A 23,625-nucleotide genomic window follows, 5' to 3' on the forward strand; every position below is an offset into this window, starting at 1 on the left:
GAGCTTGCAGCTCGTGTCCGCACGTATTGCTGGAAACATTTGATGCACTCACCCTTGTCATCCTGAAAGGACCTTGTGGGCGAACTAGAAAGGCATTAAAGAAACGCTACTACCGTTTGCTCACAAGGTCCTTTCAGGATGACAAAAAGGTAAACTAGAATGCGTGCGGACACGAGCTGCAAGCTCGCGCCAGCGGATTTGACATTTTCCGTTCTGGGGCTATTTTCTGTAAAACAGCCCCAGAACGGAAATCAGGTTAAGACACCAAAGCGTCTGCCGAGGAAGGAGCAGCCGTAGTGGTGCGTGGAGTGGTCAAAAGCAGTTGCTCCAGTTCATCGGCGCGGTGACCGTAGGTGTGCTTGGCCAGTACTTTCCGGTAAGCAGCTTCGCCGATGGCCTTGGCGCGTTCGGGCGTTAAACCTTGCAGTAGCGTGGCTACTTCGACACCGTCTTTGGCCACCAAGATTTCAGTTTCCGGCTCAAAGAAGAAGTCAATGCCTTCCCAGTAATCGGTGATGATACAGGCGCCGGCACCGGCGGCTTCAAAGACGCGGGTGGCCGGGGAGAAACCGTAGCGGGCCATGCTCTCGCGGCTGATGTTCAACACCGCCTTGGGCGTGCAGTTGAAGGCGTTGTGCTCTTTGGTGTACACGTGCCCGATGTAGTTCACGTTTGCGCTCATGGGTTTATCGCCCCAGCCACTGCCGCCTATGATAAACTGTTGCTCAGGCAGTTGAGCGGCTACGTCCAGGAAGAACTGCTCTACGCGGGCTTCGCGGTCGGGCAGGCGGTTGCCTAAGAACGCGAGGTCGCATTGGAAACGGTCTTCGGGTTCTACTGGGTAGTGGGTGGCGGTGTCTAGGGCGTTATAAATTGGCACACATTTTTTCGCTCCTAATTTGGCGTACGCGTTGATGACGGGGTCACCGCCGCCGTAGGTCAGAATGAGGTCATATTGCGGAATATGGACTCTAAACGGATCGGCGGGATCACTTTCCACGCGGTCCAGGGTGGCGGGCGCGTCTACGTCCCAGAAAATCACGAGGCGGTTCTCAGATTGTAGTTTCAGCACTTCGGCCTCCAGCAACTCGTCAAACACGCCCACGCCGCTGGCTTTTACCACCACATCGGCCGAGGTGGCGTCTTCCAGAGCTTTGTACACGGCTTCCTCGGTGGCCGGATACACCACTACTTTGGCGTACTCGGGATCGGGAATGTCGCGGTTTTCCTGGCGCTGATAGGCATCGGGTTCATAGAAGGTCACCTGGTGGCCGCGCGCGTGCAGGGCCCGCACGATGCCGCGGTAATAGGTGGCGGCGCCGTTCCAGTACGCTGATACTAAGCTTGATCCGAAGAAGGCGATGTTGAGTTTTTTATTCTGCATATGCCACAGAGGAGTTAGTTTTTACATGGATTTTCTCGGGCGCGATGCCCAACTCGGCGCAGATGGCCTCCAGTTCGTTCACGCGGTGCGCGCAGGAGTGCTTCTGCTGGATGGTGTTGAGACCGTGGGCCACCATTTCCTGGGTGCTTTGCTGGTTCTGCAACACGTTTTGGAGGTGTTTTTTCATTTCCTCGCCGTTTCTGGCCACCAGGAAATCCTGGCCCGGGGTGAACAGGTTTTCAGCGTCTTCCCAAGGCGCGGTGATGAGCGGAATGCCGCAAGCCAGCGCCTCAAACGGACGAATGGTAGGAATGCCCGGCAGCGCCTCTACGTACGGTCTGCGCGGCACGTGCACGGTCACTTTGTACTTGGCGAATTCTTCCGGCGCCTTGTAGTTGGGCAACCAGCCGCCGTACTCAATGCCCGCTTCTTTCAACGATTTAATGGCGTGGTCTGGGTAGCGTACCCCGTACACTTTGGCTTTCAGGCCGAGTTCTTTCACGGGGTTGAGCAGGAACTCATGCAGTTCGGCAGTACGCTCTTCGTCGCCCCAGTTGCCTATCCACACCAGGTCGCCTTCTGTTTCAGCCGAAGTATGCGGGTAGAAAACGCGGGTATCGGCGGCCTCGTGCCAGGTCCAGGCTTTCTGGGCCCAGCCTTGTTTGAGGTACAGTTCTTTAATCACGTTCCCGAAGGCTAGCACCCCATCATAATGCGTAAGATCATAGGCGGCCATGCTCTCGCGCTCGGTTACAGCGCGGTGGTGGGTGTCATGGAAGAGCAGGCGGTAGTTGCTTTTGGTGCGGTGCTCGCCCACGCGGCGTACCAACTCGTGCTCGCTCCACTCGTGCACCAGTACCAGATCGGCCCCGGCCAGCACCTCGTCTAAATTGAGCGATGCCAGCTCGTAGAAGTTGGTTTCCAGCCCCGGATAATATTGGTGCAGTTCCTCCAGTTTCTGCTCGCCGTACTGCTCCAGCAGGTTGCTGAGGCTCCAGCCGTTCTTTGGCTCGTAGACCTGCACCTCGTGGTCCCGGCTTTTCAGTTCCTGCACAATGCCGCGCAGGAAGTGGGCATTGCCGTGGTTCCAGTCTGAGAGCAGGGAGTGATAGAATAATACAAGTTTCATAGCTTTTGGTTAGATGCTAGTAGTTGGATGTTAGATACTAGACTAATTTCATTCTTACTTATTTCCTGGTTCAAGTCTGTGACTTGGACCTATCATGGCGGCAGTTTGTAACTGCCGTGTGGCATTAGCCGCAAACAACATTAGCCGATATTCCCCCTTTGAAGGGGGTGAAGGGGGATGTTTACACCTGCTGAACACACATTGCTGATGTTTTTTCTTGCAAGATTCTCCGCAGATGTAAACACCCCTCTTTATCTCCCCTCAAGGGGAGAATCTGCTTTTTACAATGTCTCCACTTGATTAGGCGCTTTGGCTTTCACGCGGTTGGGTAAGGTAGCGTAGGCTTGCAGGTATTCCTGGGCCATGAGCGCGGTGGTGTAATCCTGGGCTTTTTTCACCGCCCGGCAGGCCATGATGTTGCGCAGGAATTCATCTTCGATGAGTTTCTGGAGGAGGGTGGTCAATCCTTCTACATCATCGGTGTCTACGTAGTCGGCGGAGGTGCCCCAGATTTCTTTGAGGCTGTTGATTTTACCCAGTACAAGCGCGCAGCCCGAGAAAGCGGCTTCCAGAATAGACAACCCGAACGGCTCATACTTTGCAGGCAGTACGTACAACGACGCCCTGGAAAGCCAATCGGCTACTTCGCGCTGCGAGAGCTTGCCCAGGAAATGCACGTTCTTGAAAAGTTTGCTGTCGCCGGTGGCCGGGTGCACGGCATCGCCGGCGATGTAAATTGGCCAGTCCACGGCATCGGCTACCTGCGTGAGTAGAGCAATGTTTTTGGCTTCGTCCCACACCCGGCCCATGCTGAAGATGAAGGGCTCCTTGCGCCCAAAATGGAAAGCATGCGGGTCGCGGCCGTTGTTGATGACCTGCTTTTGGAAAAAGGTGCCGTAAACGGTTTCTGCTTCCTGGAGCATGGCCTCGGTGGGCGCAATCACCAAATCAGCGGCGTGCAACCCATCGCGCACGCGCTCATAATAGTAATGCCTGTCCGCCGGGGCGTTCTCGCCTTTCATGGCGCGCCACCAGGTCTGCACGCAGGAATGGATGACCATGAGCACCGGTTTGTTCCAGGGCAAATGGCCGTGGCAGAAGTTGTTCAGGTGGATGAGGTCTGGGTTGAGCTGTTCGTTCAGTTCCAGCAGCCACTGACCCGCCAGGTCTACTTCGGTCCAAGGATTGTCCATCCACTCCAGCTGATATTCACTTTCGTACACGGTCACGTTGGTGAGGGCCGCCAGTTCCTGCCGTTGCTGCAGGGTGATGGCCGCGCCCATAGTAGCCAGGTAAAAGTGCACGTTATAAGGCGCCATGGCGCGGATGAGCTCTAGACTGTAGGTCCAGACGCCGCCCACGCTGTCGGTGGTCATGAGTACGCGCCGATGCGGTTTATCTACCATAAATCTTGTCCAGTACTTCTGCTACTTTCACAAACTGCTCGGCTTCTGCGCTGAATTTCTCGCCATTGGCGACGCGCTGCGCCCATTCCACCCCGGCCCGTCCGCCCCAGGCATCTGGCGGCGAAACCAGGGTCTCGGTTTGGGTGCCCCAGAATCGCTCAGCCACGAAGTCATAGAAAGAGCCGTTCACGTTTTTGAAGGCTACCCCGCCTTTGGTGCCGTAGAAGGTAGCACTGATTATGGCTTCCTGTCCGGCAGGCAAGTTCCAGGAGCAGGTCAACTGCACGTGCGGACCAGTCGCTAACTGGATGCTGGCGGTGGCGTAGTCTTCCACGGTATCTGAGGAAGAAGTCAGGCGTTTGCCTTTGGAGAAGAGGCTGCTGGTTACGGTTTCCACTTCGGGAAAGTCTAAGGTCCAGAGTGCCAAATCCACCAGGTGCACGCCCAGGTCAATCACGCAGCCGCCGCCGGAGAGTTTCGGGTCATAGAACCAAGGTTTGTCCGGGCCATAGGCGTTATGGAACACCAGTTCAACGCCGTAGATATCGCCCAGTTCGCCTGATTTTATTAGGTCGTAGACTTTGCGCATGGCCACGGTGCTGCGGTAGGAGAGGTCTACGCCTAAGAGCGTATCGGCTTTGCGGGCCGCTTCCACTACCCGCCGCGTTTCCTCCGCGAATCGACCCAAGGGTTTCTGGCAGAAAACGGCTTTTCCGCTTTCCAAGGCCTGAATGGATTGGTCGGCGTGGAATGCGCTAGGAGTGGCGATGACTACACCGTCTATTTCATCAGTTAGTAAGTCTTCAATAGTGTTGCCCACTTTGGCGGCCGGAGCGGTTTTCTGTGCTTCCTCCACGTTTTGCGGTGCCGGGTCCACCACGGCGGCTACCTCAGCTACGCCGGCATTGGCGATGGCTTCCATGCGGTTCCGGCCAATCCAGCCGATGCCCAGGAAACCTAATTTCAAGGTATCTGTGGAAGCAACGGTGGGGGCTGCTGCTTCTAGGGTGGGTTCTAGTAAAGTGTCTTCAGCCATAGGTTGAAAGGGTTTGTTTCCAAGTTGTTCAGCTTCTTTGTAGAAGCAAAAGGTTTCCCACCTGTTTTATAGAAAATAGGTGGGAAACAGGTTTGTTGTGGTTGTAGGGACAGGTCGCGACCTGTCCTAAACGGTTGTTCGATGCAGTATCGGTTACCTGTTGCGTTGAATTTTGATTCAATGCGCGGGGAAACGGGTAGGACAGGTCGCGACCTGTCCGTACGCATCATCATCAGGCGTATTCTACATCGTCACAATCGCCTTCATGAAGCCGTCCGGACGGTCTGTTAAGGCGGCGAACGCCTCGTCCATTTTCTCCAGCGGGAAGGTGTGGGTGTAGAGCATTTCGGGTTTGAGGCGACCGCTTTCCACGGCTTTCACGGCTTCTTTGATGCCGTCCAGGTACATCTGTGGGTCGCGTTCGTGGGCGTTGATGACGTCCAGGCCGCGCCAGTTCCAGAGCTGGATGTTCACCTGGCGCATGCCGTCTTGGTGGAAACCGGCAATGATGAGGCGGCCACGCTCTTTGCATAACTCGCCAGCCAGGTTCAGAGGCCATTCTTTGCCGGTGCACTCAATCACACGGTCGCAGAAAACCTCGCCGGTGAGTTCTTTCACGCGCTCAATGATTTTGTAGTGGTCATCCATGGGGATGATTTCATCGGCGCCGCACTGCTGGGCGATGTCCAGAGAGAACGGACGCTGGGAGATGGCAATAACCCTGGCGCCCGCCTCTTTGGCTAATTGTACGAGTAAAGCTCCCAGAAACCCGATGCCCAGAATGGCCACGGTCTGTCCGGCTTTGATGTCTGACCGCTTGAAGATGTTCATGGCGCAGCCCAAGGGCTCGCCGGGGAACGGTTTGCCCGCCAGTGACTCCGGCAACTTTACCACCGAAGTAGCCTCGGCTACATCATAGGCAGCATAGGAATTATAGGATAGGGCGGCTACGCGGTCGCCCACCTTCAGGTCTTTCACCTCGGCACCCACGGCTTCAATGATGCCCCAGCCTTCGTGGCCCGGATTGCCGGCCGGAATAGGGTAGGAGAACCACTCGCGGCCTTCCCACACGGGAATGTTGGAGGCGCACAGTCCGCAGCCTTCCAGCTTGATGCGCACTTGCGTGGCGCTTGGTTCTGGCAGAGCCACCTCCTGGATTTCTACTTGCTTAGGAGCGGTAATCACCGCCGAGGCCATGGTAGTGGCAGCGGCGGTGTCAAGGGTTTCTTGGAATAGGTCGGTTTGCATGATAGGGTATTAAGCTACTGCTACGTTATCGGTTTCTTGTTCCACAGCCACGGGAGCTTTGAGCGACACTTCAATGCCTCTTGTCTCGCACAGCCACTGGTAGAGTTTGGCCACGCCTTCGGCCACACTGTTTTTAGGGTACCAGCCGGTAGCTTCGTGGAACTTGCGGATGTCAGACACATAGTAGTGCTGGTCGCCGGGACGCCAGTCGCCGAAGCTCAGGTTCACTTTCTTGCCGCGGTAGGTGCCAATCAAATCCAGCAGTTCCAACAGACTGGTGGTGTTTTTCACGCCTCCGCCAATGTTGAAGGCTTGCCCCGAAAGGTCTTTCATGTTCTCCTGCGCCAGCAAAAACGCATCTACCAGGTCTTCCACAAACAGGATGTCGCGCACCTGCTTGCCGTCGCCGTAAATGCTGATGGCCTTGTTCTCAATGGCTCTGATGGCGAAGTGCGCCACCCAGCCCTGGTCTTCGTTGCCATACTGGTGCGGACCATAGATGCAGCTCATTCTAAACACCACAGCCGGAATGCCATAGGTTCTGGCGTAATCTACCACGTACTGGTCAGCAGCGCCTTTGGAGCAACCGTACGGACTATGGAAATCCAGCGGACGGGCCTCGGAAATACCGTTGGCTTTGATGTGCTTGTCTGAGGGGTTGTAGCGGGTACCGTTCGGGATGAAGCGCAGGTCTTCCAGGCCGCCGTACACTTTATTCGTAGACGTGAACACCAACGGCGGCGGGTTGTCCTGGGCTCTGATGGCTTCCAGCACGTTCACCACGCCCCGGGCGTTGATTTCAAAATCCTGAATGGGTCCGGTGAGCGAAGTAGTCACCGCTACCTGCGCCGCGAAATGGTACACCTCGTTGGCGTACTTCATCACACGTTTCACGGCCTGTAAATCCCGGATGTCGCCTACGTACACTTCCAGTTTCTCGCCGTAGTTCTGGTGCAGCCACTGCAGGTTACGCTCTACGCCGGTGCGGGAAAGGTTATCAAAAATGAGCACGCGCTTGCCTTGCTCCAGCAAGCGCTTGGCTAAGTTAGTGCCCACAAATCCGGCCCCGCCGGTTACTACGGAGTAGCGCTCCTGGTCAGAGAAATCTTCTTTGCGGCGGATGAAGTTGAACTTATCCAGCCCATCCAATCCGTTTTCAGCCCATAATCTGTAAAGCAGCTTTGGAGAGCCATCGGCGTTCTTCAGACCGAAGAACAAAGTACGGTTGTCCACGTGAAACTTGCCTTCAGCGTCCAGGTCGTGCAGGCTGTTCCAGTACACTTTGGTGACCGGGGCTTTGCACACTTTACGGAACTCCTGGAATTGCTTGAACTCATCGTGTTGCCAGGTAGAGAAACCGGCTTCGGTAATCCAGATTTCGGCTTTGATGTTGTTGCGGTCCAGCACCTCACGTACGCGCTGAATGTTGGCTTCCCAGCCTTCCCAATTTTGGTCAAAAACATCGGGGGACCCGTGAATGCCAACGGCGTCAATGTTTTCCAACACCCCACGGTTGTACATCAGTTGCAGCCAATTGGGGTCAATAGGACTCATACCACCAAGCACGGCTTTCTTGCCGTGCTGCTTGGCCACCTGGGCCGCCACGGCCATCATCTGGGAGAAGGTGTTCCAGTTCTGGTCTAAGGTATAGTCGTAGTGGGCAATGTTGTTGGGCTCGTTCCAGAGTTCTACCCACTCAAAGTGGGTGCCCAGGTCAACCAGTACCTCGTGCAGGAACTCTGCGAAGGCGTTAGGGTTTTGGGGCGGGGCTGAGGTCTTGGCGGTTACTCCTAGTTCGGAGGGTGTCTCCTGGAAACAAGGCAACACCTGCACCTGTTTGGCTAACGCCGGAATCAACCAGGCATACCACGCCTTGCCTTCCTCGGAGGTATAGGTTGCCCAGGAAATGCCGGTGCGCAGTTCCGTGACGCCAAGTTCTTTCATCTCCGCGAGGGATTTTTCCACGCGGGCGTGCTCACCAGGCTGGAACCATTGTACCAAGCCGATGGTGGGGGCGGCCAGGGGAGTATGTTTAGGTTGTGATTTAGCGGTTCTTGTCATACGGGTTTTAAGCTTCTTTTTGGGAAAACAAGTCAGAAACGCGGACTTACACGGTTAAGCCCCGTGCTGCTAACTCAGCGCTCGCCTCATTGACGCGGTCGTACGCAATCTGTCCCTCCAGCCAATCGGCCAGCTCAGTTAAACCGCTGTTGAATTCTACTTGTGGATAGAAGCCCAGCACCTCTTTGGCCAGGCTGATGTCTGCGTAGCAGTGGCGGATGTCGCCTACGCGGTACTTACCGGTAATCTCGGGAGTTAATTCCTGTTTTCCCATTACCTCGGCCAGACGCTCGCCAATTTCTTTGATGGTGTAATTGTTGCCGCTGCCCACGTTGAAAACCATTCCGGCCGCTTCTTCTTTCTCCATAGCCAGTCTGCAAGCCAACGCCACATCGCGCACGTGCACGAAATCACGCTGCTGGTTTCCGTCCTCAAAGATCATAGGAGCGTTGTTGTTCAGGAAACGCGAGGCGAAAATAGCCAGCACGCCGGTGTATGGGTTGGAAAGCGCCTGACGCGTGCCGTACACGTTGAAGAAGCGCATAGCCACCGTTGGGATGTTGTAGGCACGGCCTACCATGAGGCAAAGGCGCTCCTGGTCATATTTAGAAAGGGCGTATACCGAGGACAGGCAAGGAATCTTTGATTCGGGCGTAGCTACCGGGGTAAGCACTTCGCCTTTCTCGCTTTTCAGTTCCCAGTCGCCGGCTTTGAGTTGTTCCAGGCCACGCTCGGCGGCAATCACTTTTTCGCCGGTGGCGGAGGTATACAAGCCTTCGCCGTAGATGCTCATGCTGGAGGCCACTACCAATTTGCTTACCGGTTTCTCAATCAGGCACTCCAACAGCACAGCCGTGCCGATGTTGTTCACATCGGTGTATTCCTTGATCTCGTACATGCTCTGGCCCACACCCACCATGGCGGCGAAGTGGAACACAGCATCAACGCCTTCCAGGGCTTTCATTACCGCGGCTTTGTCGCGCACGTCGCCTACCTGCAGTTCTACCTCGGGGTGAAGGTACTCAGGGCGCTCGCAGTCTTTGCCGTGTACTTGTTCAGAAAGGTTATCCAGGGCGCGTACCTCATATCCGAAGTTGATCAGTTCATCTGCCAGGTGCGACCCAATGAAGCCTGCACCGCCGGTAATCAAGACTTTCTTTTTCATAGTTGTCAGTGGGTGTTATTTTAGGGGTTAGAAGGGCTGCGGAGGGAAGCGCACGTGACGTAGCTTAACCCGACGTGGCGCAGTTGCGACATGGTCGCGTGTACCTCGTCGGCGCTCAAGGCTCCGTACCCAATAGTTTCAGTAGTTTGGTTGAGAAAAGTATTCCCGGTGAAAGGAGTATGGTATGCTGATTCCCTGGCGGTAGTCTTCCCGATTCCAGATACCTTGCCCATTGAAGTTGCGGCAGAAATCTGAAAATGGGCACACGGTAGAACCATAGTAGATGATGCTGAGGAATCTATATATAGCTTTTTTGCTTTTTAATTCCCGAAACGTGGAAAAGCTACTTAGGGTTATGTTTCCAGGCAGTTCTTTGGATTTAGCCGGGCAACAAAGAAGCTTAAAATACAATGTACTGAACCGAGGCTAGAGAAGCTGAGTGATGGGTGTGTTTTGTATTATTGTAAGTTGATTCTTCTCTTGGTTGCTGAGTTTTGATTATGGCTATAACAGAATCAATGGTTTAAAGGGGTGTGTGAATTTGATAAGTAGTATTATTTTAATTGACTTCTGGAGCCAGATTGATAAATGAATAAAGCAGGAAAGAAAAAGAAGTGATAGAAGAAGATGCTGAAAAAAATTCAAGTAAGAAGAGAGCCAATACCTGTTTTGAGGCTGTTTTGGGGTAAAAGCCCAAAAAACAGCTTGTTCCTTGAGTAATTAGTAGTAGGCCTTCTTAGAGAGTGGTTAAGTACTGAACTTTTATAGGACAATCTCTTAAATAGGGACTTTTGAATGTTTAGAATAGGTACACACCATTTTAGTGAGCCAATATCCCTGGAAGAAGCCTAGTATTCTCAGTACCCAAGTCAGCGTGAGGTCTATGAGCCTTGTGTGATGGAGTAGGGGAGCGGAAAGGCCTTCCTGTATTTTCACCCCAAGGTATGCCAACAGTAGCGCCAAAATCAGCAAAGCCGCCACTCTTAAAAGTTTGTAGGCAATGACCTGCACTTCTCTTTCCAGAAGTAAAAAGAACTGGTGGGTGATCAAGGTGGAAAGAACCAGGTTACCGGAGATGACCACAAACAGGCCCTTGGGAAAGTTTTCTTCCAGGAGGTGCCCGTAGCCCTTCATGGCAGCTTCACCCTGGTAGGAAAAATTGGTTTTCAGGAAATAACTGAGGAAGAAGCAAAAGCCAGTCAGCACAGCCGTGGCAATTCCAAAAGAAACCAAGCGGGCTTTTCCCTGTTCTGTGAGCCGGATCATTCTTTAGAAAAGCGAAGGTGTTTCGGGGCTGTTTTCCAGAAAGCTGCCCCGAAACACCTTACAAGATATCGTCTCGTTTGTCTTCGGTGACGGTGAGCAGCACAGATTCTACGTTGCGCTCAGATTTCTCCAGGACTTTGAACTCGTACACGCCTTCTACCACTGTTTCGCCTATCTCCGGAATGCGGCCGTAGATCATGTTGAGGTAACCGCCCACGGTTTCGTAGTCTTCGCCCTCGGGTAACGGATAGGGTAAATCATCGTTGGCGTCCAGGATGGAGGCGGCGGTGCTCACCCGGTATTCAAAATCGCCCATTTTCTCTACCAGCGGTACTTCCTCGTCGTATTCGTCCTGAATCTCGCCTACCAGTTCTTCAATGATGTCTTCAATGGTCACGATACCAGAGGTACCGCCAAATTCATCTGACACCACGGCAATGTGCATGCGGTTGCGCTGGAAGTCTTTGAGCAAACGGCTGATTTTCTTGGTTTCGGGTACAAAGTAGGGTTGGCGCATGAGTTTTTCCAGGCTCACCTGCTCCCCGGCCCTTAGTACCACCAGCAAGTCTTTCACATACAGGATACCCACAATGTTGTCAATGGAGTCGCGGTAGACGGGCATACGGGTATAGCCCTCGTTGAAGACCACGTCAAAGATTTCCTGCTCAGTGGAGTCCAGGTCCAGGGCCACCAGTTTGGTACGGGGCACCATGATCTGCTTGACCATGCGCTCGTTGAACTCAAATACGTTCTCAATGAGCTCCTGCTGGCTGCCGCCAATCTCGCCGCTTTCGGCGCTTTGTTCAAAAAGGAGGCGTAATTCGTCGGCAGTGTGTACTTCAGAGCCGTGCATGGGCGTTATGCCCACCCGTTTCAGGATGAAATTGGAAAACCCGTTCAGAATCCAGATGAACGGCAACAGGACGTAATATACCAGCCGCAGCGGCAAGGCCACGGCCAGGGTAGTTGCCTCAGAGCGCTGGATAGCCAGGGATTTAGGGGCCAGCTCGCCAAATACTATGTGCAGGACGGTGATAACGGCAAAAGAAACCGGTAAGGCAATCTGGTGGGCCAACTCAGGATCAGCGGCCAGGTTCATGGCGTGCATGATTTCAATGATGATCTCAGACACTACGCCCTCGCCAATCCAGCCCAGCCCCAGGGAGGCCAGGGTGATTCCTAGTTGAGTAGCGGAAAGGTAAGCATCCAGGTGCCCGATCATGTGATGGGCTATTTTAGCAAGTTGGTTGCCGGCCTGAGCCCTAAGCTCAATCTGCGAGGCCCGCACTTTCACCAAAGCAAACTCAGCGGCCACAAAGAAACCATTCAGGGCAACCAACAGAATGGTAAGGAAGATGTTCAGGATCATAGTTCAGGGCGTCCTTTCAGGGGTAACAAAAGGTCGCTTGCATCAAATTTAAAGGTTTATCGGCACTATCAAAGAGATTATATTCGTTTCCTCTACGTGAACGGTGACAGAAAGTAAACCACCGCGGGCTTTGAAATACGCAGTCTTGGAGCGGGTTTATTCGGGTTTACGGGGTAATTGTATTAATTTAGCCCCTCTATATCAGAAGCTAAAAAAATCAAATGACTATAGTTTGGAAACGCGGTTGGGGATTGCTGCTGACCTTGTTCTTTTTCACGCTGGCGGCCCAGGCCCAGGTACTCAAACCTTCTACCTGGAGCCATGACGTATCTGCCACCGAGGTGAAAGTAGGCGAGGAGGTGGAACTGATCTTCAACGCTAAAATCATCCCGGATTGGTATCTCTACTCCTCTGACTTTGACCCCGACCTGGGACCAATTGTGACCACGTTCACGTTCCAGAAGCACCCTTCCTACGCGTTGGTGGGCAAAATCAAACCCGTGAACCCCAAGAAAAAGTTTGACCAGACCTGGGGCGGCGAGTATACCTATTTCACCAAAACTGCTCAGTTCCGGCAACGGATCAAGGTACTGCAGCCTACGTTGGTAGTGAAAGGAAGCTACGAGTACCAGGTGTGCTCTGAGGTGAACGGCCAGTGTATTCCCGGCGAGGGCGAGTTCAATTTCACCCAGATTAAGGTGTTGCCCGGCGCGGCGGCTCCAGCTCCTTCACCGGCCCAGGGTCAGGGGACAAACAACGGCGGCGGGGCTGCTCCGGCCCCCGGAGCCTCTAACCCCGACCAGATTGGTGCCGCCAACACGCCTACAGCAGCAGATCCGGCTTCCACCAACACCGCCGCCCTCACCGCCGATACCTCGCTCCTGAGCGACAATACCCAAGTGACCGCCTTCCCGGAGGCGGCTGACAGCGGCAAAACTTCTGTTGCCACTACACCGCAAACCCAGGCAAGCATTGCGGCTACTTCTGCCGCGGCCGGTTCCACCGCTCCCGTGGGGCTTTGGGAGTTCATGGTAGGGGCGTTCCTCTCGGGTTTGCTGGCCCTGCTGACTCCTTGCGTTTTCCCTATGATTCCCATGACGGTGACCTTTTTCACCGGCGGCAGTGCTTCGCGGGTGAGCGGCATCATCAAAGCCTTGGTTTACGGGTTGTCTATTATAGCCTTTTATACTCTCATCGGTACGCTGGTAGCCAAACTGGCGGGTCCGGAGGTAGCAAACTTCCTGAGCACCCACTGGTTCCCGAACCTGCTGTTCTTTGTGGTGTTCCTGCTGTTTGCCATGTCTTTTCTGGGCATGTTTGAGATTACGCTGCCGCACTGGCTGGTAAATAAAGCCGATGCCCAGGCCGATAAAGGTGGTTATTACGGTGTGTTCTTCATGGCCATTACGCTGGTGCTGGTATCGTTTTCCTGCACCGGGCCCATTGTAGGTTCCCTCCTGGTAATGTCAGCGGGAGGGGAGACCCTGAAGCCAATTGCGGGCATGTTCGCCTATTCCATGGCTTTTGCGCTGCCGTTTACCCTGTTCGCTATCTTCCCTAACTGGCTGAGCACCCTGCCCCGGTCAGGCGGCTGGTTGAATTCCGTGAAAGTGTGCCTGGGCTTTATTGAGCTGGCCTTGGCGTTGAAATTCCTGAGCATGGCCGATCAGGTGTACCACTGGCGCTTACTGGACCGCGAGATTTACCTGGCGCTGTGGATCGTGATTTTCACCCTGATGGGCTTTTACCTGCTGGGCAAACTAAAGTTCTCGCATGACTCAGACTTGCCATACCTTAGCGTGCCGCGTACCCTGTTTGCGGTGCTGGTGTTTGCGTTTGTGGTGTACTTAGTGCCGGGCTTGTTTGGGGCTCCCTTGAAAGCTTTGGCTGGTTATTTGCCGCCGCAATCTACCCAGGATTTTGACGTGTCTGCTTTGGCCAGAAACAACGGAGGAAGCAATGCTTCTACCGTTGCCAATACCCTGTGTGAGGTGCCCAAATACGCCAACCAATTACCGGCCATGCCGCATGGTTTGCAGGGGTACTATGATTTAGAGCAGGCCAAACGTTGTTCTGAGCAGCAAGGCAAACCGGTTCTGGTTGATTTCACCGGCCACGGATGCGTGAACTGCCGTAAAATGGAGGAAAGCGTATGGTCTCACCCCGAGGTGCTGAAACGATTGAAAGAGAACTTCATCATTGCCGGGCTGTACGTGGATGATCGGCAGGAGCTGCCCCAAAACGAGTGGTATACCAGCTCTTATGACGGGAAACAGAAAACTACCCTCGGGAAAAAGTACGCCGATTACCAGATCACCAAATTCAACGTGAACGCCCAGCCGTACTACGTTTTAATGGATGGAAACGAGAATGTTCTGGTGCCTCCGGTAGCCTACGAGCCCGATGTGCAGAAATTCATTCAGTTCCTGGATGCCGGGGTAGCCGCCTACAAAGCACGTAAGCAGCCGGTGATGTAAGATTGAGCTTCAGAAACTCCAATACCCTGCGGGCTTTTGTTTTGAGCGTGTTTCACAGGAAACAGCTTCAAAACAGAAGCCCGATTGCTTTTAACCAATGCCAATTCAGGGCAGATATGGACCCTAGTTTGAGGCCGTTTTCAGGAAATCAGCCCCGAAACGCTACTTCTCATAATACTTGTCCCGGAACTGCTGCTTTTGGGTTAAATACTCGGGGTGGTCTTTGGCCCGGAACCAGTACTCTTTGAACACGGCCGCCGCCTGGGCTTTTTCACTGGTGAGGGCATCGGCTTCCTGGGGTAGAACGGGGTTTCCCTTGTGGGCGCTGCCCGAAGAGTACGGGTAAGGAAGGCCTTCGTTCTGGGCTTCTGCTGAGGGTTCGTATTTGCGTCCGCCTTTGTGATTGGCGTAACGTCGGGCGCGGGTGAAACCCATCTGCAGAAACTTACGCGCCATGTCAGCACCCACAAAATCACCATCCGCCAGATACTTTTCAAACATGGCGTAAATAGTTTGGGCCGAGGCAGTGGCTACTTCTACGTTTTTGAACCGCCAGTGCGGGAGAATCTCGCTTTTATAGGGTTCCACCAGCAGCACGCCCTGTTCGCCCACGCCCACGCGGTACAGCTCGGGGTGTTCCCTGAAGTTGGTTTTCTTGAAATCTAAGGAATAATTGAAGCTATTTTTGGCCATACCCAAATGCAGTTGCGGAAAAGTACCTTCTGGCCCCATCTTTGCGTATGCCAGTTGAATCACCTTGTACTACTATGAAACGAACGCATCTGTTTCCGTTACCCCTGCTTCTGTTCCTCTCGGCGCTGCTCGCTACCTCCATGGTGTCCTGCGATACCACGCCCCGTGAACGGAAAGAACTGGCCTCCCGGGAGCTGGAAAAACTAGACGAGAAAGCCAACGCCGCCGCCACTAAAACCAAAGATGAACTGAAAGAGGCCGGACGTGCTCTTTCAAGGCAACGCGCTGAGCGGAAGTTGCGCGAGGCCCGTGGTCCGGTGGCCGGCAAACAGTCGCAAATGGAGCGGGAACTGCTGGGGGACTACCGCAACCTGTCCCAGGTCTCGCCGGATAGTCTGCGCGATGCCTACGTGTATTTCATGCAGCAGGTACGCGCCCGCAAAGACGTCTGGACCTCCGAGGACTGGGACTACGCTAACTCTATCTATAAGCGCCTTAACGACCGCGAGAAAGCCCTGCATGACGACATCATCCTGCGGCACGCCACCAAAATAAGAGCCCTGCAGGCCGAGTATGTGGCCCTGGAAAACCGCGCCGATCTGAAAGATTACCAGCGTATCAAGAAAGAGCAGGCGGGGCAGTAAGCCCTTTGGGAAGCAGGACCAAAAAACGTATCTTTCACCCACGATGAGGTAGAGAAGCCCTTTTCTCTACCTCATCTGTTTTTGACCTGTTTCCTTAAATCCAATGAAAAAACAATTCCTTTTCACGTGGTTTTGCTTATTGATGGTGCTCAGCAGTTGGGCGAAGCAGGCAAAGCCAGATTACAGTAAAATCACCCTGGTCATTCACGGCGGGGCGGGCACCATTACCCGCAAAAACATGACGCCAGAGAAAGAGAAGGCCTACCAGGAAGTGCTGAACCAGGCGCTGCAAACCGGTTACGCCGTGCTCAAGAAAGGCGGTTCCAGCCTGGATGCCGTGGAAGCCACGGTGCGGGTGATGGAAGACTCGCCGCTGTTCAACGCCGGAAAAGGAGCCGTTTTCACCAACGAAGGCAAAAACGAGCTGGATGCTGCCATTATGGACGGCAAAACCCTGAAAGCCGGAGCCATTGCCAGCGTAACCACTATCCGGAATCCTATCTCCACGGCCAGGGCGGTGATGGAGAAATCTGAGCATGTAATGATGATTGGCGCCGGGGCCGAGAAATTCGCGAAAGAGCAGGGGCAGGTGATTGTGGATCCATCTTACTTCCGCACCGAGACCCGCTACCAGCAACTGCAGAAAGCCAAAGCCAGCGAAAAAGTGAAGCTTGACCACTCAGATACCACCAGCAGCATAGTGCCCGGCGAAAACATCTTCACCGAAGGCAGAAAATTCGGGACCGTGGGAGCGGTGGCCCTGGATGCGTTCGGTAACCTGGCGGCGGCTACCTCCACGGGTGGTATGACGAACAAACGCTACGGCCGGGTAGGCGATGCGCCCATTATTGGTGCAGGAACCTACGCCGATAACAACACCTGCGCTGTCTCGGCTACTGGGCACGGCGAGTACTTCATCCGGGCAGTGGTGGCGTATGACATTGCCGCTGTCATGAAATACAAAGGTGCCTCCGTAAAGAAAGCCGCCGATGATGTAGTGATGGACAAGCTGGTAAAGTTTGGCGGCGAAGGCGGCGTGATTGCCCTGGACAAAAACGGAAACTTTGCCATGCCTTTCAACTCAGAGGGCATGTACCGGGGCTATATCAACAACAAGAAAAGCGAAGTACTGATTTATAAAGACTAAGCAGCTACTCTGTTTTAGGATTGAATTCTGCAAAAGAGGCCGGAAACGTTTCCGGCCTCTTTTGTTTTACGCGGGCTGATTTAATTCATAACACGACTCAGATCTATTTACTAGTATTTAATATTCAATATTTTTGATATTTAAGTGATTTGTTGTATTTATTTGCTCAATTTTTGTATTATTGTTTCTGTTCTAGTGATTTACAATCCCTTGTTTTAGTAGTCTTTTCTTTTGCATGAGAAGTTTCTTCTATGTTCTTGCCCTTTTGTTTTCTGTCGGGATGGTCAGCTTTCCTTCAGGTTGTTCCTCGCAGAAAAAAGTAGCATATGAATCTTACACAGGTAACCGGTTGTCCTGGGGAAATGGGGGAGGCGTTGGCGGAAAGGTAACCGAATATGTGCTGTTGCCCAACGGGCAACTGTTCCAGAAAGAGCCTTTCACCAAGCAAGTGAAGGAACTTGCCAGCGTGAGCGAGAAAGAGGCCGCCAGGATGTTTCAACAAGCAACCGAACTAGACCTGTCCTTTAAGCATCCAGGTAATGTGTACCAATTCATAAAGTTGGGTGAGGAGTCAAATCCAGGCAAAGAAGCTGTGTGGGGCAGCCATCAGTTTACGCCCCCAACTGAAGTGCAGGCACTTTACCGCCAATTACAGGCATTGGTTCAGAAATAAAATCATCAAACCTCTATCCTATACCCTATGCATCCAAAATTTACCAGAAAAGCAGCCATAGCGGTTTTCTTTTGCTTTGCCCAGGTGCCACTAAGCTGGGGGCAGGGGAAACCGAACGCTTCCATTTTGCCCCAGCCGGTTGGTGTCGCTTCTGTAGGGGTGGCAAACACCCATACAGCCCTGCAGCAGGGGCCAGCAACGCCAGAGGGGATAGAGGTGATCAGAGAGAAGAAATCTAAGCTTCCGGTGTTTATCAAAGGGAAAATAAACCAGAAAGGACAACAGAACGCCCGTAAAGCTACTTCTCCCCAGGAAGCAGGTTTTTCCTACCTCAGAGAACTGAAGGCCACCCTGCAGATTGTAGAGCCCAACCAGGAATTTGCGGTAGCCAGTCTGGAGACCGATGCACTGCAGCAAACCCACCTAAAGATGCAGCAAAAGTACCGGGGGGTGCCGGTGTACGGCGGGGAAGTGTTCCTGCATGCTCAGGACAACCAGGTGTCTCTGCTAAATGGTCAGTATTTCCCAACTCCTTCGCTGGTAAGTGTGATCCCCACGGTGTCTGAGCAAGCAGCTATCAAGACTGCGTTGGCAGCGGTGAGCGTTAGCCCCTTGAAAGCTCACGGCAGAAACGCGAACTCTCTCTTCGGGAGGAAGGAATCCTTTGCGGAGTTGGTGATCTATCATCCTAAACGTGATCCCAAAGCAGAGCGGCTAACCTGGCACGTGACCGTACAGCCCGATCTGCTCCACCGGTGGGAGTATTTCGTGGATGCCCAGAGCGGTGCCGTATTGCACAAGTACAACCATCTTTGTTCAATTGACGGGCCTAAAACGGCTTCGGCCAAAGACTTGAACAACGTAAGTCAGTCGTTGAACACCTACCAGAAAGGAAACACCTATTACCTGTTGGATGCGGTTCGGCCCATGTTCAACAGTACGCAGTCTTCGCTGCCCGATACCGGAGTGGGAGTCATTTATACTCTGGACCTGCAAGACAAAGCCTATGGCAGTGAAGAGGCAACCATGTACTATGTCACCTCTGAAGATAACGCCTGGAGTAGCGCCTCTTCCGTTTCTGCGCATTACAACGCCGGCATCGCTTATGAGTACTTCAGGACAAAACACGGCCGCAACGCCATTGACGGAAAAGGAGGGTCCATTGTCTCCATTATCAACGTGAAAGACGAGGAAGGAGAGCTGATGGACAATGCTTTCTGGAACGGAAATTTCATTTTGTACGGCAACGGAGACACTTCTTTCAAACCCCTGGCGGGCGCTTTAGACGTGGCAGGGCACGAGCTAACCCACGGAGTCATTCAATACACCGCTAACCTGGAGTACCAAGACGAGTCTGGAGCAATCAATGAATCCATGGCCGATGTCTTTGGTGTTCTCATTGAAGGCAAGAACTGGCTTGTAGGGGAAGATATCGTAAAACGTACTGCGTATCCTTCGGGGGCGCTCAGGAGCATGCAGGACCCGCATAACGGCGGAACCAGCCTTGCCGACTTTAACCAAGGGTATCAGCCCGCCCACGTCAGCGAAATGTATGACGGGGAGGAAGATGACGGCGGGGTGCACGTGAACAGCGGTATTCCAAACCGAGCCTTCTATTTATTCGCCACTGCTACAGGCATGGACAAAGAAAAAGCCGGACGGGTTTATTACCGCGCGCTTACCCGCTACCTGACCAGATATTCGCAGTTTACTGACCTGAGATATGCGGTGATACAAGCTGCCATAGATCTATACGGAGCTAACTCAGGTGCGGTAACTGCTGCCAGAAATGCTTTTACTTCGGTTGGGATTGTAGAACCAGCCACAGGCCCAACGGAGGATGGTTATCTCACCCATCTGCCTGAGAATCCTGGGGCCGATTTCGTTCTGTTTGTGAATACCCAGGATAACACCCTCCAAAACGCAAACCTTGCCAATAGAACTGCCACCATCCTTACCAATACGCAGTTAAAAGGGAAGCCCAGCGTGACGGATAATGGAACCGTAGCCTACTTTGTGGCCCAGAATGGCACTATCAAGGCGGTGAATCTACAAGGCAGCGTCAATGAGCGCACTATTGACAACCGTACCATCTGGGATAACGTGGCAGTATCTAAAGACGGAACCAAATTAGCGGCGGTTAAGTCAACGGAGGAGCCTTTGGTATACATCCTAAACATCGCCAGAAACCAATGGTCTACGGTAGAAATTAAGAATAACGTTCCCCTGTATGACGAGGAGGAGATTCTGGATATCCATAGCTTGGAGTGGGATTACACCGGCGAGAAGATTCTGTTCGATGCCTTGTACTCCTATGAAGAGGAAGACGAGGAAAAGGAATTCTGGAACATTGGATTAGCAGAGGTTTGGCAAAGAGAGGCTGATAACGCTGCCAATGGCGAGGTGCAAAAGTTTGTTCACTTTAGTTCAGACGTGATCAACCCGTCTTTCTCCAAGAACTCTCCGCATATAGTCACTTTTGATTACATCGGTAGAAATCCGCAGGATCCCTCAGAAGTCTCCTACATTCTGGTGACTATGAACCTGAAGACCTTGGTGTATAGATCTGTCTTTTCAAATGGCGTGATGAACTATCCTTCCTTTAATAGAAAGGATGATCGGGTTGTTTTTAGCGCGAAATCTGCGAACGGGGCCTCTTTTGTGACTGGAGTCCTGCCCATGGCTGAAGACAAACTCCTGGCCAATGGAGATGCCACCGGTTTGATTGGGGATTCAAAGTGGGCTGTTTGGTACGCCCAGGGAACCCGTAATATCTTAGGTTCTGAAGAGGACATAGCCGATAAAGTGAAGGCTTTAGCTTACCCCAATCCGTTCACTGATGTGTTGTCATTCAGCTTTGAGTACAAAGGGAAAGGACCTGTCTCCATTCAGATAGTCAACATTCTAGGTCAGGAATGCAAGCAATTCTTGTACAACCAAGCTTCTATGGGCATGAATGTGAAAACCCTGCCGCTGCAGGATCTACCTTCCGGTCCTTACATCTTGCGCCTGACCAACGGGAATGTGACTTCAAGTTACCAGCTTGTTAAGAGATAGTTTTTGTAATTTAGCACATATAGAAGAGCCCTGCCAGGATTTACTGGCAGGGCTCTTTTTTTAAAAAGTTTGGTAAGCTAGTGTTGAAGATACTCAAACGAAGAGAACCCTATAAGGCAGTTGTTAGAGTAACCTCATGAAAATGCATTTTAGCTAGAGACTCCGTCTTAAAAGGTAAAAAATGAAAGGTCGGGAGAAACATTACGCAAAGCAACTGCAGGAACTCTTGGGAATAGTCAATTTAGGAGCGAACTTTGTGGGGGAACACACGCGTTAGCGCATAGCAGCGTTAATCAGGGACATACATCATAAAAAGTGAATACATGAAGCCAAGAAGCATTACCCGCTCCTTTCTGCTTTTCCTGCTATTGTGCACCTTTACGGGCCAGGCACAGGACATGATTCAGACCCGTCTGGGGTACAACTATTTAGATAAGTTTGAATTTACAGATGAGTGGCAGTATCTCACTACTGACATGTATTTGTTTAACCCGGGGCAATTCTCCAGGGTGATCAATGAACTGGAGCAGGGCACCACCAAGGCCCGCCGGCGTGATTATATCAACCTGGAGTCTCTGTTTATCTCGGCGCAGCTGAAAAACGCCAAACTTTTTGGGCAGGAACCGGTAGTGTACCCACTGTACAACTTCGCCATTGAGCCCGCCAATGACAAAAAGAACTACACTTCCCGGATCTCGGACAACATTGACGCCATCCGGATCATAGATAAATTACCGCTGGCCGCCGATGAGCGGAACATAGACGCTACCGTGGAGGCCAAGCTGTTCACCTCAGACAGCCGCGAGCTGTTCTTCAATATCATCGCCAACCAGCTCACCAATATTGCCAAGCAGGTAACCCCGCAGGCCGCCATGCTTTCACTGGTGGGCGAGTTCGGGAACCTGATCAGGAACTCGGCGCAACGCAAAGAATATAAATTCAGCTCCACCATCAGGCTGTACGAAGGCCAGAACTTTGATACCCGGCTTCACTCGGTGCGGGTGTATGTTTTTGTGCCATCGTTCGCCAAGATCCCGGCCTTGCGCACCATGAGGCTGACGGAACTGCTCAGCAACAGCCCGCAAGGCTTTGAGCGGCAGAAACTGGAAGCCGCGCTCAACTACAAAGACTACCCGGTGCTGGTGGTAGCCAACTACAAGTCACTGTACCGCATGGATGCGCTCTCGGGCAGCGAGATCACCTCAGAAACCATTGAGAAACGCCGCATTAGAATAGAGCAGGCCTTCACTGCTGGGTTGGTCACCGAGGATGCCTACAAGCAGGAAAAGCTGTTTGTGGAGTTTTTGCGCAATTTCTCTGACCTGAAACAGAACCTGAACAACTACCGCCTCAACTATAAAAACAACAGCCCAGAGGCCAACGCCAAAACCCTGTTCGCGGTGGTGCAGGACTACAAGCGCCTGAAAACCCTGGCCAACCAGCGCGATAATGAGTTTTCCCGCAACCACACGTACCAGCGGGTGTTCAAAGGTGAATATGCCTCCATTCTGGCCTCCGCCGACAATTACATGGAGTCTGATTTTAACCTGAAAAACGGAAAAGAGCTCGTAAACACGGTTCTGGATCTGGAGCAGGAGCAGGCCCGGGCCTATTCAGTGGCGCAACGCGAGCAGTACCTGAACAAGATTTACGCGGTGGAACTGCCTAACCCCGAGTTCCTTGCCAGTACGCTGGAAGGCGAAGGTATCAAGCGCCACCTCAACCGCCTGGAATCGGCACAGTTCAATGATGTGTACGCCAAAGAAGTGTCGCGCCTGCGCGATGCCCCGCCTACCGAGGAAAACATCGCTTTCCGGAACAACCTGCTGGACAAAGCCAATTCTACCAAGTGCCGGAGCTGCCGCGAGGAAGTGAAACTGGCCGCCCGCCTGTTCAACCAACGTCTGGAAGAGCAGCAACTGGAAAAGGAGAAAGCCCGCTTACAGGATCTGAACCAGCAAATAGAGCGCAAGGTGATTGCCTACCTGAAACAGGACGATTGCATGGAAAACGCCTTCAAGACGCAATACCCCGCGGAGTCTCTTCCAGAATACGTGCAGCGCCTCTATGAGAAGAAATTGGAACTGAAGAAACACGTGGGCGAACTGGATGCCCTGTACAAGGCCTCTCCTAAGGATTTGAAGCTGGAGGCTCTACGGGACCATAACCAACGGCTCAGCGGGTTCATCCAGCGCCTGGACCAGGGCTACGCCGATATCTGCGCCGCCGAGAAAAACCTCTGTGGTTGCCAATAGAGAGCTTCTTTTCAGCCTTATTCCTAAAAAACAGGCCTAAAATAAGAAAGCCGCTCCTGGCAAGGAGCGGCTTCTTTTTTGTATGATAAGGCAGGTTTGCTTACGCTAATTGGCCTTCTAATTTCTGAGCCAATACGTTTTTAGGAACAGCACCTACTTGTTTGTCTACCACTTGTCCGTTTTTGAAAACCAACAGGGTTGGAATGCTACGGATACCAAATTTGGCAGAAGTCTGTGGGTTGGAGTCAACGTCAACTTTACCAACTACCACACGGCCTTCGTATTCGCCAGCCAGTTCCTCAACCACCGGGCCTACCATGCGGCACGGTCCGCACCACTCTGCCCAGAAGTCTACAAGAACAGGTTTATCTGAATTGATGATCTCATCGAAGTTAGAATCGGTGATCTCGATTGCTTTATTTGCCATAATTGTCTGTTTATATAAGTATCATAAATGATGAAAGACCTAGTTCAAAAATAGAACCAAACCTTTAGATTAGTAAAACTAACGCATTTGTGTCAGGTTTGTCAATATCCTAAAGGATACCGAGAAGGAGTGTTCTGCTGCAACAGTTCTAAAAAACTAGTATATCTACTGATTCATTGGGAAAAGGT

18 protein-coding genes are annotated in these 23,625 nt (G+C 52.7%); 6 read left to right on the forward strand and 12 right to left on the reverse strand.

Annotation, left to right across the window (positions count from 1 at the left end):
• Positions 1–256: 256 nt before the first annotated feature.
• From JT719_RS19665 to JT719_RS19710, 10 genes are all read right to left on the reverse strand, one after another.
• Positions 257–1,384, reverse strand: a complete 1,128-nt coding sequence (locus JT719_RS19665; protein ID WP_207435437.1) for a CgeB family protein — start codon at positions 1,382–1,384, stop codon at positions 257–259.
• Entirely contained in the window at positions 1,374–2,513 is a 1,140-nt protein-coding gene (locus tag JT719_RS19670) for a CgeB family protein (protein ID WP_207435438.1), read from the reverse strand. Before JT719_RS19670 ends, JT719_RS19665 begins: the two co-directional genes overlap by 11 nt.
• Positions 2,514–2,794: 281 nt before the next feature.
• The gene (locus tag JT719_RS19675) at positions 2,795–3,919 is read right to left on the reverse strand and encodes a glycosyltransferase (protein ID WP_242693370.1); all 1,125 of its coding nucleotides are present in this window, start codon (positions 3,917–3,919) and stop codon (positions 2,795–2,797) included.
• The gene (locus JT719_RS19680) at positions 3,909–4,955 is read right to left on the reverse strand and encodes a Gfo/Idh/MocA family protein (protein ID WP_207435439.1); all 1,047 of its coding nucleotides are present in this window, start codon (positions 4,953–4,955) and stop codon (positions 3,909–3,911) included. Before JT719_RS19680 ends, JT719_RS19675 begins: the two co-directional genes overlap by 11 nt.
• Positions 4,956–5,198: 243 nt before the next feature.
• Entirely contained in the window at positions 5,199–6,203 is a 1,005-nt protein-coding gene (locus JT719_RS19685) for an MDR/zinc-dependent alcohol dehydrogenase-like family protein (protein WP_207435440.1), read from the reverse strand.
• A 9-nt stretch (positions 6,204–6,212) separates the two neighbouring features.
• Complete coding sequence (locus tag JT719_RS19690) at positions 6,213–8,264, reverse strand: SDR family NAD(P)-dependent oxidoreductase (protein WP_207435441.1); 2,052 nt, start codon at positions 8,262–8,264, stop codon at positions 6,213–6,215.
• Between the two features lie 46 nt (positions 8,265–8,310).
• Positions 8,311–9,429 (reverse strand): NAD-dependent epimerase/dehydratase family protein, encoded by a 1,119-nt coding sequence (locus tag JT719_RS19695; RefSeq protein WP_207435442.1) that lies wholly within the window; start codon positions 9,427–9,429, stop codon positions 8,311–8,313.
• Between the two features lie 20 nt (positions 9,430–9,449).
• Positions 9,450–9,662 carry a hypothetical protein gene (locus tag JT719_RS19700; protein WP_207435443.1) on the reverse strand — a complete coding sequence of 71 codons (213 nt, stop codon included), beginning with the start codon at positions 9,660–9,662 and terminating at the stop codon, positions 9,450–9,452.
• Positions 9,663–10,206: 544 nt separating this feature from the next.
• Positions 10,207–10,695 carry a hypothetical protein gene (locus JT719_RS19705; protein ID WP_207435444.1) on the reverse strand — a complete coding sequence of 163 codons (489 nt, stop codon included), beginning with the start codon at positions 10,693–10,695 and terminating at the stop codon, positions 10,207–10,209.
• A gap of 58 nt (positions 10,696–10,753) precedes the next feature.
• Positions 10,754–12,064 (reverse strand): hemolysin family protein, encoded by a 1,311-nt coding sequence (locus JT719_RS19710; RefSeq protein ID WP_207435445.1) that lies wholly within the window; start codon positions 12,062–12,064, stop codon positions 10,754–10,756.
• A 221-nt stretch (positions 12,065–12,285) separates the two neighbouring features.
• Here JT719_RS19710 and JT719_RS19715 point away from each other — a divergent pair, with 221 nt between their 5' ends.
• Entirely contained in the window at positions 12,286–14,541 is a 2,256-nt protein-coding gene (locus JT719_RS19715; RefSeq protein ID WP_207435446.1) for a protein-disulfide reductase DsbD family protein, read from the forward strand.
• A gap of 162 nt (positions 14,542–14,703) precedes the next feature.
• Here JT719_RS19715 and JT719_RS19720 read toward each other — a convergent pair whose 3' ends face one another.
• A complete protein-coding gene (locus tag JT719_RS19720) occupies positions 14,704–15,234 on the reverse strand; it encodes a DUF4385 domain-containing protein (protein ID WP_207435447.1) in 531 nt (176 codons plus the stop codon).
• 74 nt (positions 15,235–15,308) lie between these two features.
• Between JT719_RS19720 and JT719_RS19725 the strand changes: the two genes are divergently transcribed.
• The 5 genes from JT719_RS19725 (at position 15,309) to JT719_RS19745 (ending at position 23,010) form a co-directional block, all read left to right on the forward strand.
• Positions 15,309–15,878, forward strand: coding sequence for a hypothetical protein (locus tag JT719_RS19725; protein WP_207435448.1), 570 nt, complete (start codon positions 15,309–15,311; stop codon positions 15,876–15,878).
• Between the two features lie 142 nt (positions 15,879–16,020).
• Positions 16,021–17,025 carry an isoaspartyl peptidase/L-asparaginase family protein gene (locus JT719_RS19730; RefSeq protein ID WP_207435531.1) on the forward strand — a complete coding sequence of 335 codons (1,005 nt, stop codon included), beginning with the start codon at positions 16,021–16,023 and terminating at the stop codon, positions 17,023–17,025.
• A 349-nt stretch (positions 17,026–17,374) separates the two neighbouring features.
• Positions 17,375–17,698, forward strand: a complete 324-nt coding sequence (locus JT719_RS19735) for a hypothetical protein (protein ID WP_207435449.1) — start codon at positions 17,375–17,377, stop codon at positions 17,696–17,698.
• A gap of 27 nt (positions 17,699–17,725) precedes the next feature.
• A complete protein-coding gene (locus JT719_RS19740; protein WP_207435450.1) occupies positions 17,726–20,755 on the forward strand; it encodes a M4 family metallopeptidase in 3,030 nt (1,009 codons plus the stop codon).
• A 323-nt stretch (positions 20,756–21,078) separates the two neighbouring features.
• The gene (locus JT719_RS19745) at positions 21,079–23,010 is read left to right on the forward strand and encodes a hypothetical protein (protein WP_207435451.1); all 1,932 of its coding nucleotides are present in this window, start codon (positions 21,079–21,081) and stop codon (positions 23,008–23,010) included.
• A 100-nt stretch (positions 23,011–23,110) separates the two neighbouring features.
• On the opposite strand, the gene trxA is transcribed toward JT719_RS19745, so the two are convergent.
• Positions 23,111–23,437 carry a thioredoxin gene (gene trxA, locus JT719_RS19750; protein WP_207435452.1) on the reverse strand — a complete coding sequence of 109 codons (327 nt, stop codon included), beginning with the start codon at positions 23,435–23,437 and terminating at the stop codon, positions 23,111–23,113.
• Positions 23,438–23,625 lie beyond the last annotated feature (188 nt).

The organism is Sabulibacter ruber, assembly GCF_017355955.1.
In the GTDB taxonomy this organism is placed as follows: domain Bacteria; phylum Bacteroidota; class Bacteroidia; order Cytophagales; family Hymenobacteraceae; genus Nibribacter; species Nibribacter ruber_A.

Coding starts and splice junctions, on each gene's coding strand:
- JT719_RS19690 (WP_207435441.1), bottom strand. CDS start 8,264: ATGACAAGAACCGCTAAATCACAACCTAAACATACTCCCCTGGCCGCC.
- JT719_RS19705 (WP_207435444.1), bottom strand. CDS start 10,695: ATGATCCGGCTCACAGAACAGGGAAAAGCCCGCTTGGTTTCTTTTGGA.
- JT719_RS19680 (WP_207435439.1), bottom strand. CDS start 4,955: ATGGCTGAAGACACTTTACTAGAACCCACCCTAGAAGCAGCAGCCCCC.
- JT719_RS19730 (WP_207435531.1), top strand. CDS start 16,021: ATGGTGCTCAGCAGTTGGGCGAAGCAGGCAAAGCCAGATTACAGTAAA.
- JT719_RS19675 (WP_242693370.1), bottom strand. CDS start 3,919: ATGGTAGATAAACCGCATCGGCGCGTACTCATGACCACCGACAGCGTG.
- JT719_RS19685 (WP_207435440.1), bottom strand. CDS start 6,203: ATGCAAACCGACCTATTCCAAGAAACCCTTGACACCGCCGCTGCCACT.
- JT719_RS19725 (WP_207435448.1), top strand. CDS start 15,309: ATGAAACGAACGCATCTGTTTCCGTTACCCCTGCTTCTGTTCCTCTCG.
- JT719_RS19670 (WP_207435438.1), bottom strand. CDS start 2,513: ATGAAACTTGTATTATTCTATCACTCCCTGCTCTCAGACTGGAACCAC.
- JT719_RS19740 (WP_207435450.1), top strand. CDS start 17,726: ATGCATCCAAAATTTACCAGAAAAGCAGCCATAGCGGTTTTCTTTTGC.
- trxA (WP_207435452.1), bottom strand. CDS start 23,437: ATGGCAAATAAAGCAATCGAGATCACCGATTCTAACTTCGATGAGATC.
- JT719_RS19710 (WP_207435445.1), bottom strand. CDS start 12,064: ATGATCCTGAACATCTTCCTTACCATTCTGTTGGTTGCCCTGAATGGT.
- JT719_RS19695 (WP_207435442.1), bottom strand. CDS start 9,429: ATGAAAAAGAAAGTCTTGATTACCGGCGGTGCAGGCTTCATTGGGTCG.
- JT719_RS19715 (WP_207435446.1), top strand. CDS start 12,286: ATGACTATAGTTTGGAAACGCGGTTGGGGATTGCTGCTGACCTTGTTC.
- JT719_RS19700 (WP_207435443.1), bottom strand. CDS start 9,662: ATGGGCAAGGTATCTGGAATCGGGAAGACTACCGCCAGGGAATCAGCA.
- JT719_RS19745 (WP_207435451.1), top strand. CDS start 21,079: ATGAAGCCAAGAAGCATTACCCGCTCCTTTCTGCTTTTCCTGCTATTG.
- JT719_RS19665 (WP_207435437.1), bottom strand. CDS start 1,384: ATGCAGAATAAAAAACTCAACATCGCCTTCTTCGGATCAAGCTTAGTA.
- JT719_RS19720 (WP_207435447.1), bottom strand. CDS start 15,234: ATGGCCAAAAATAGCTTCAATTATTCCTTAGATTTCAAGAAAACCAAC.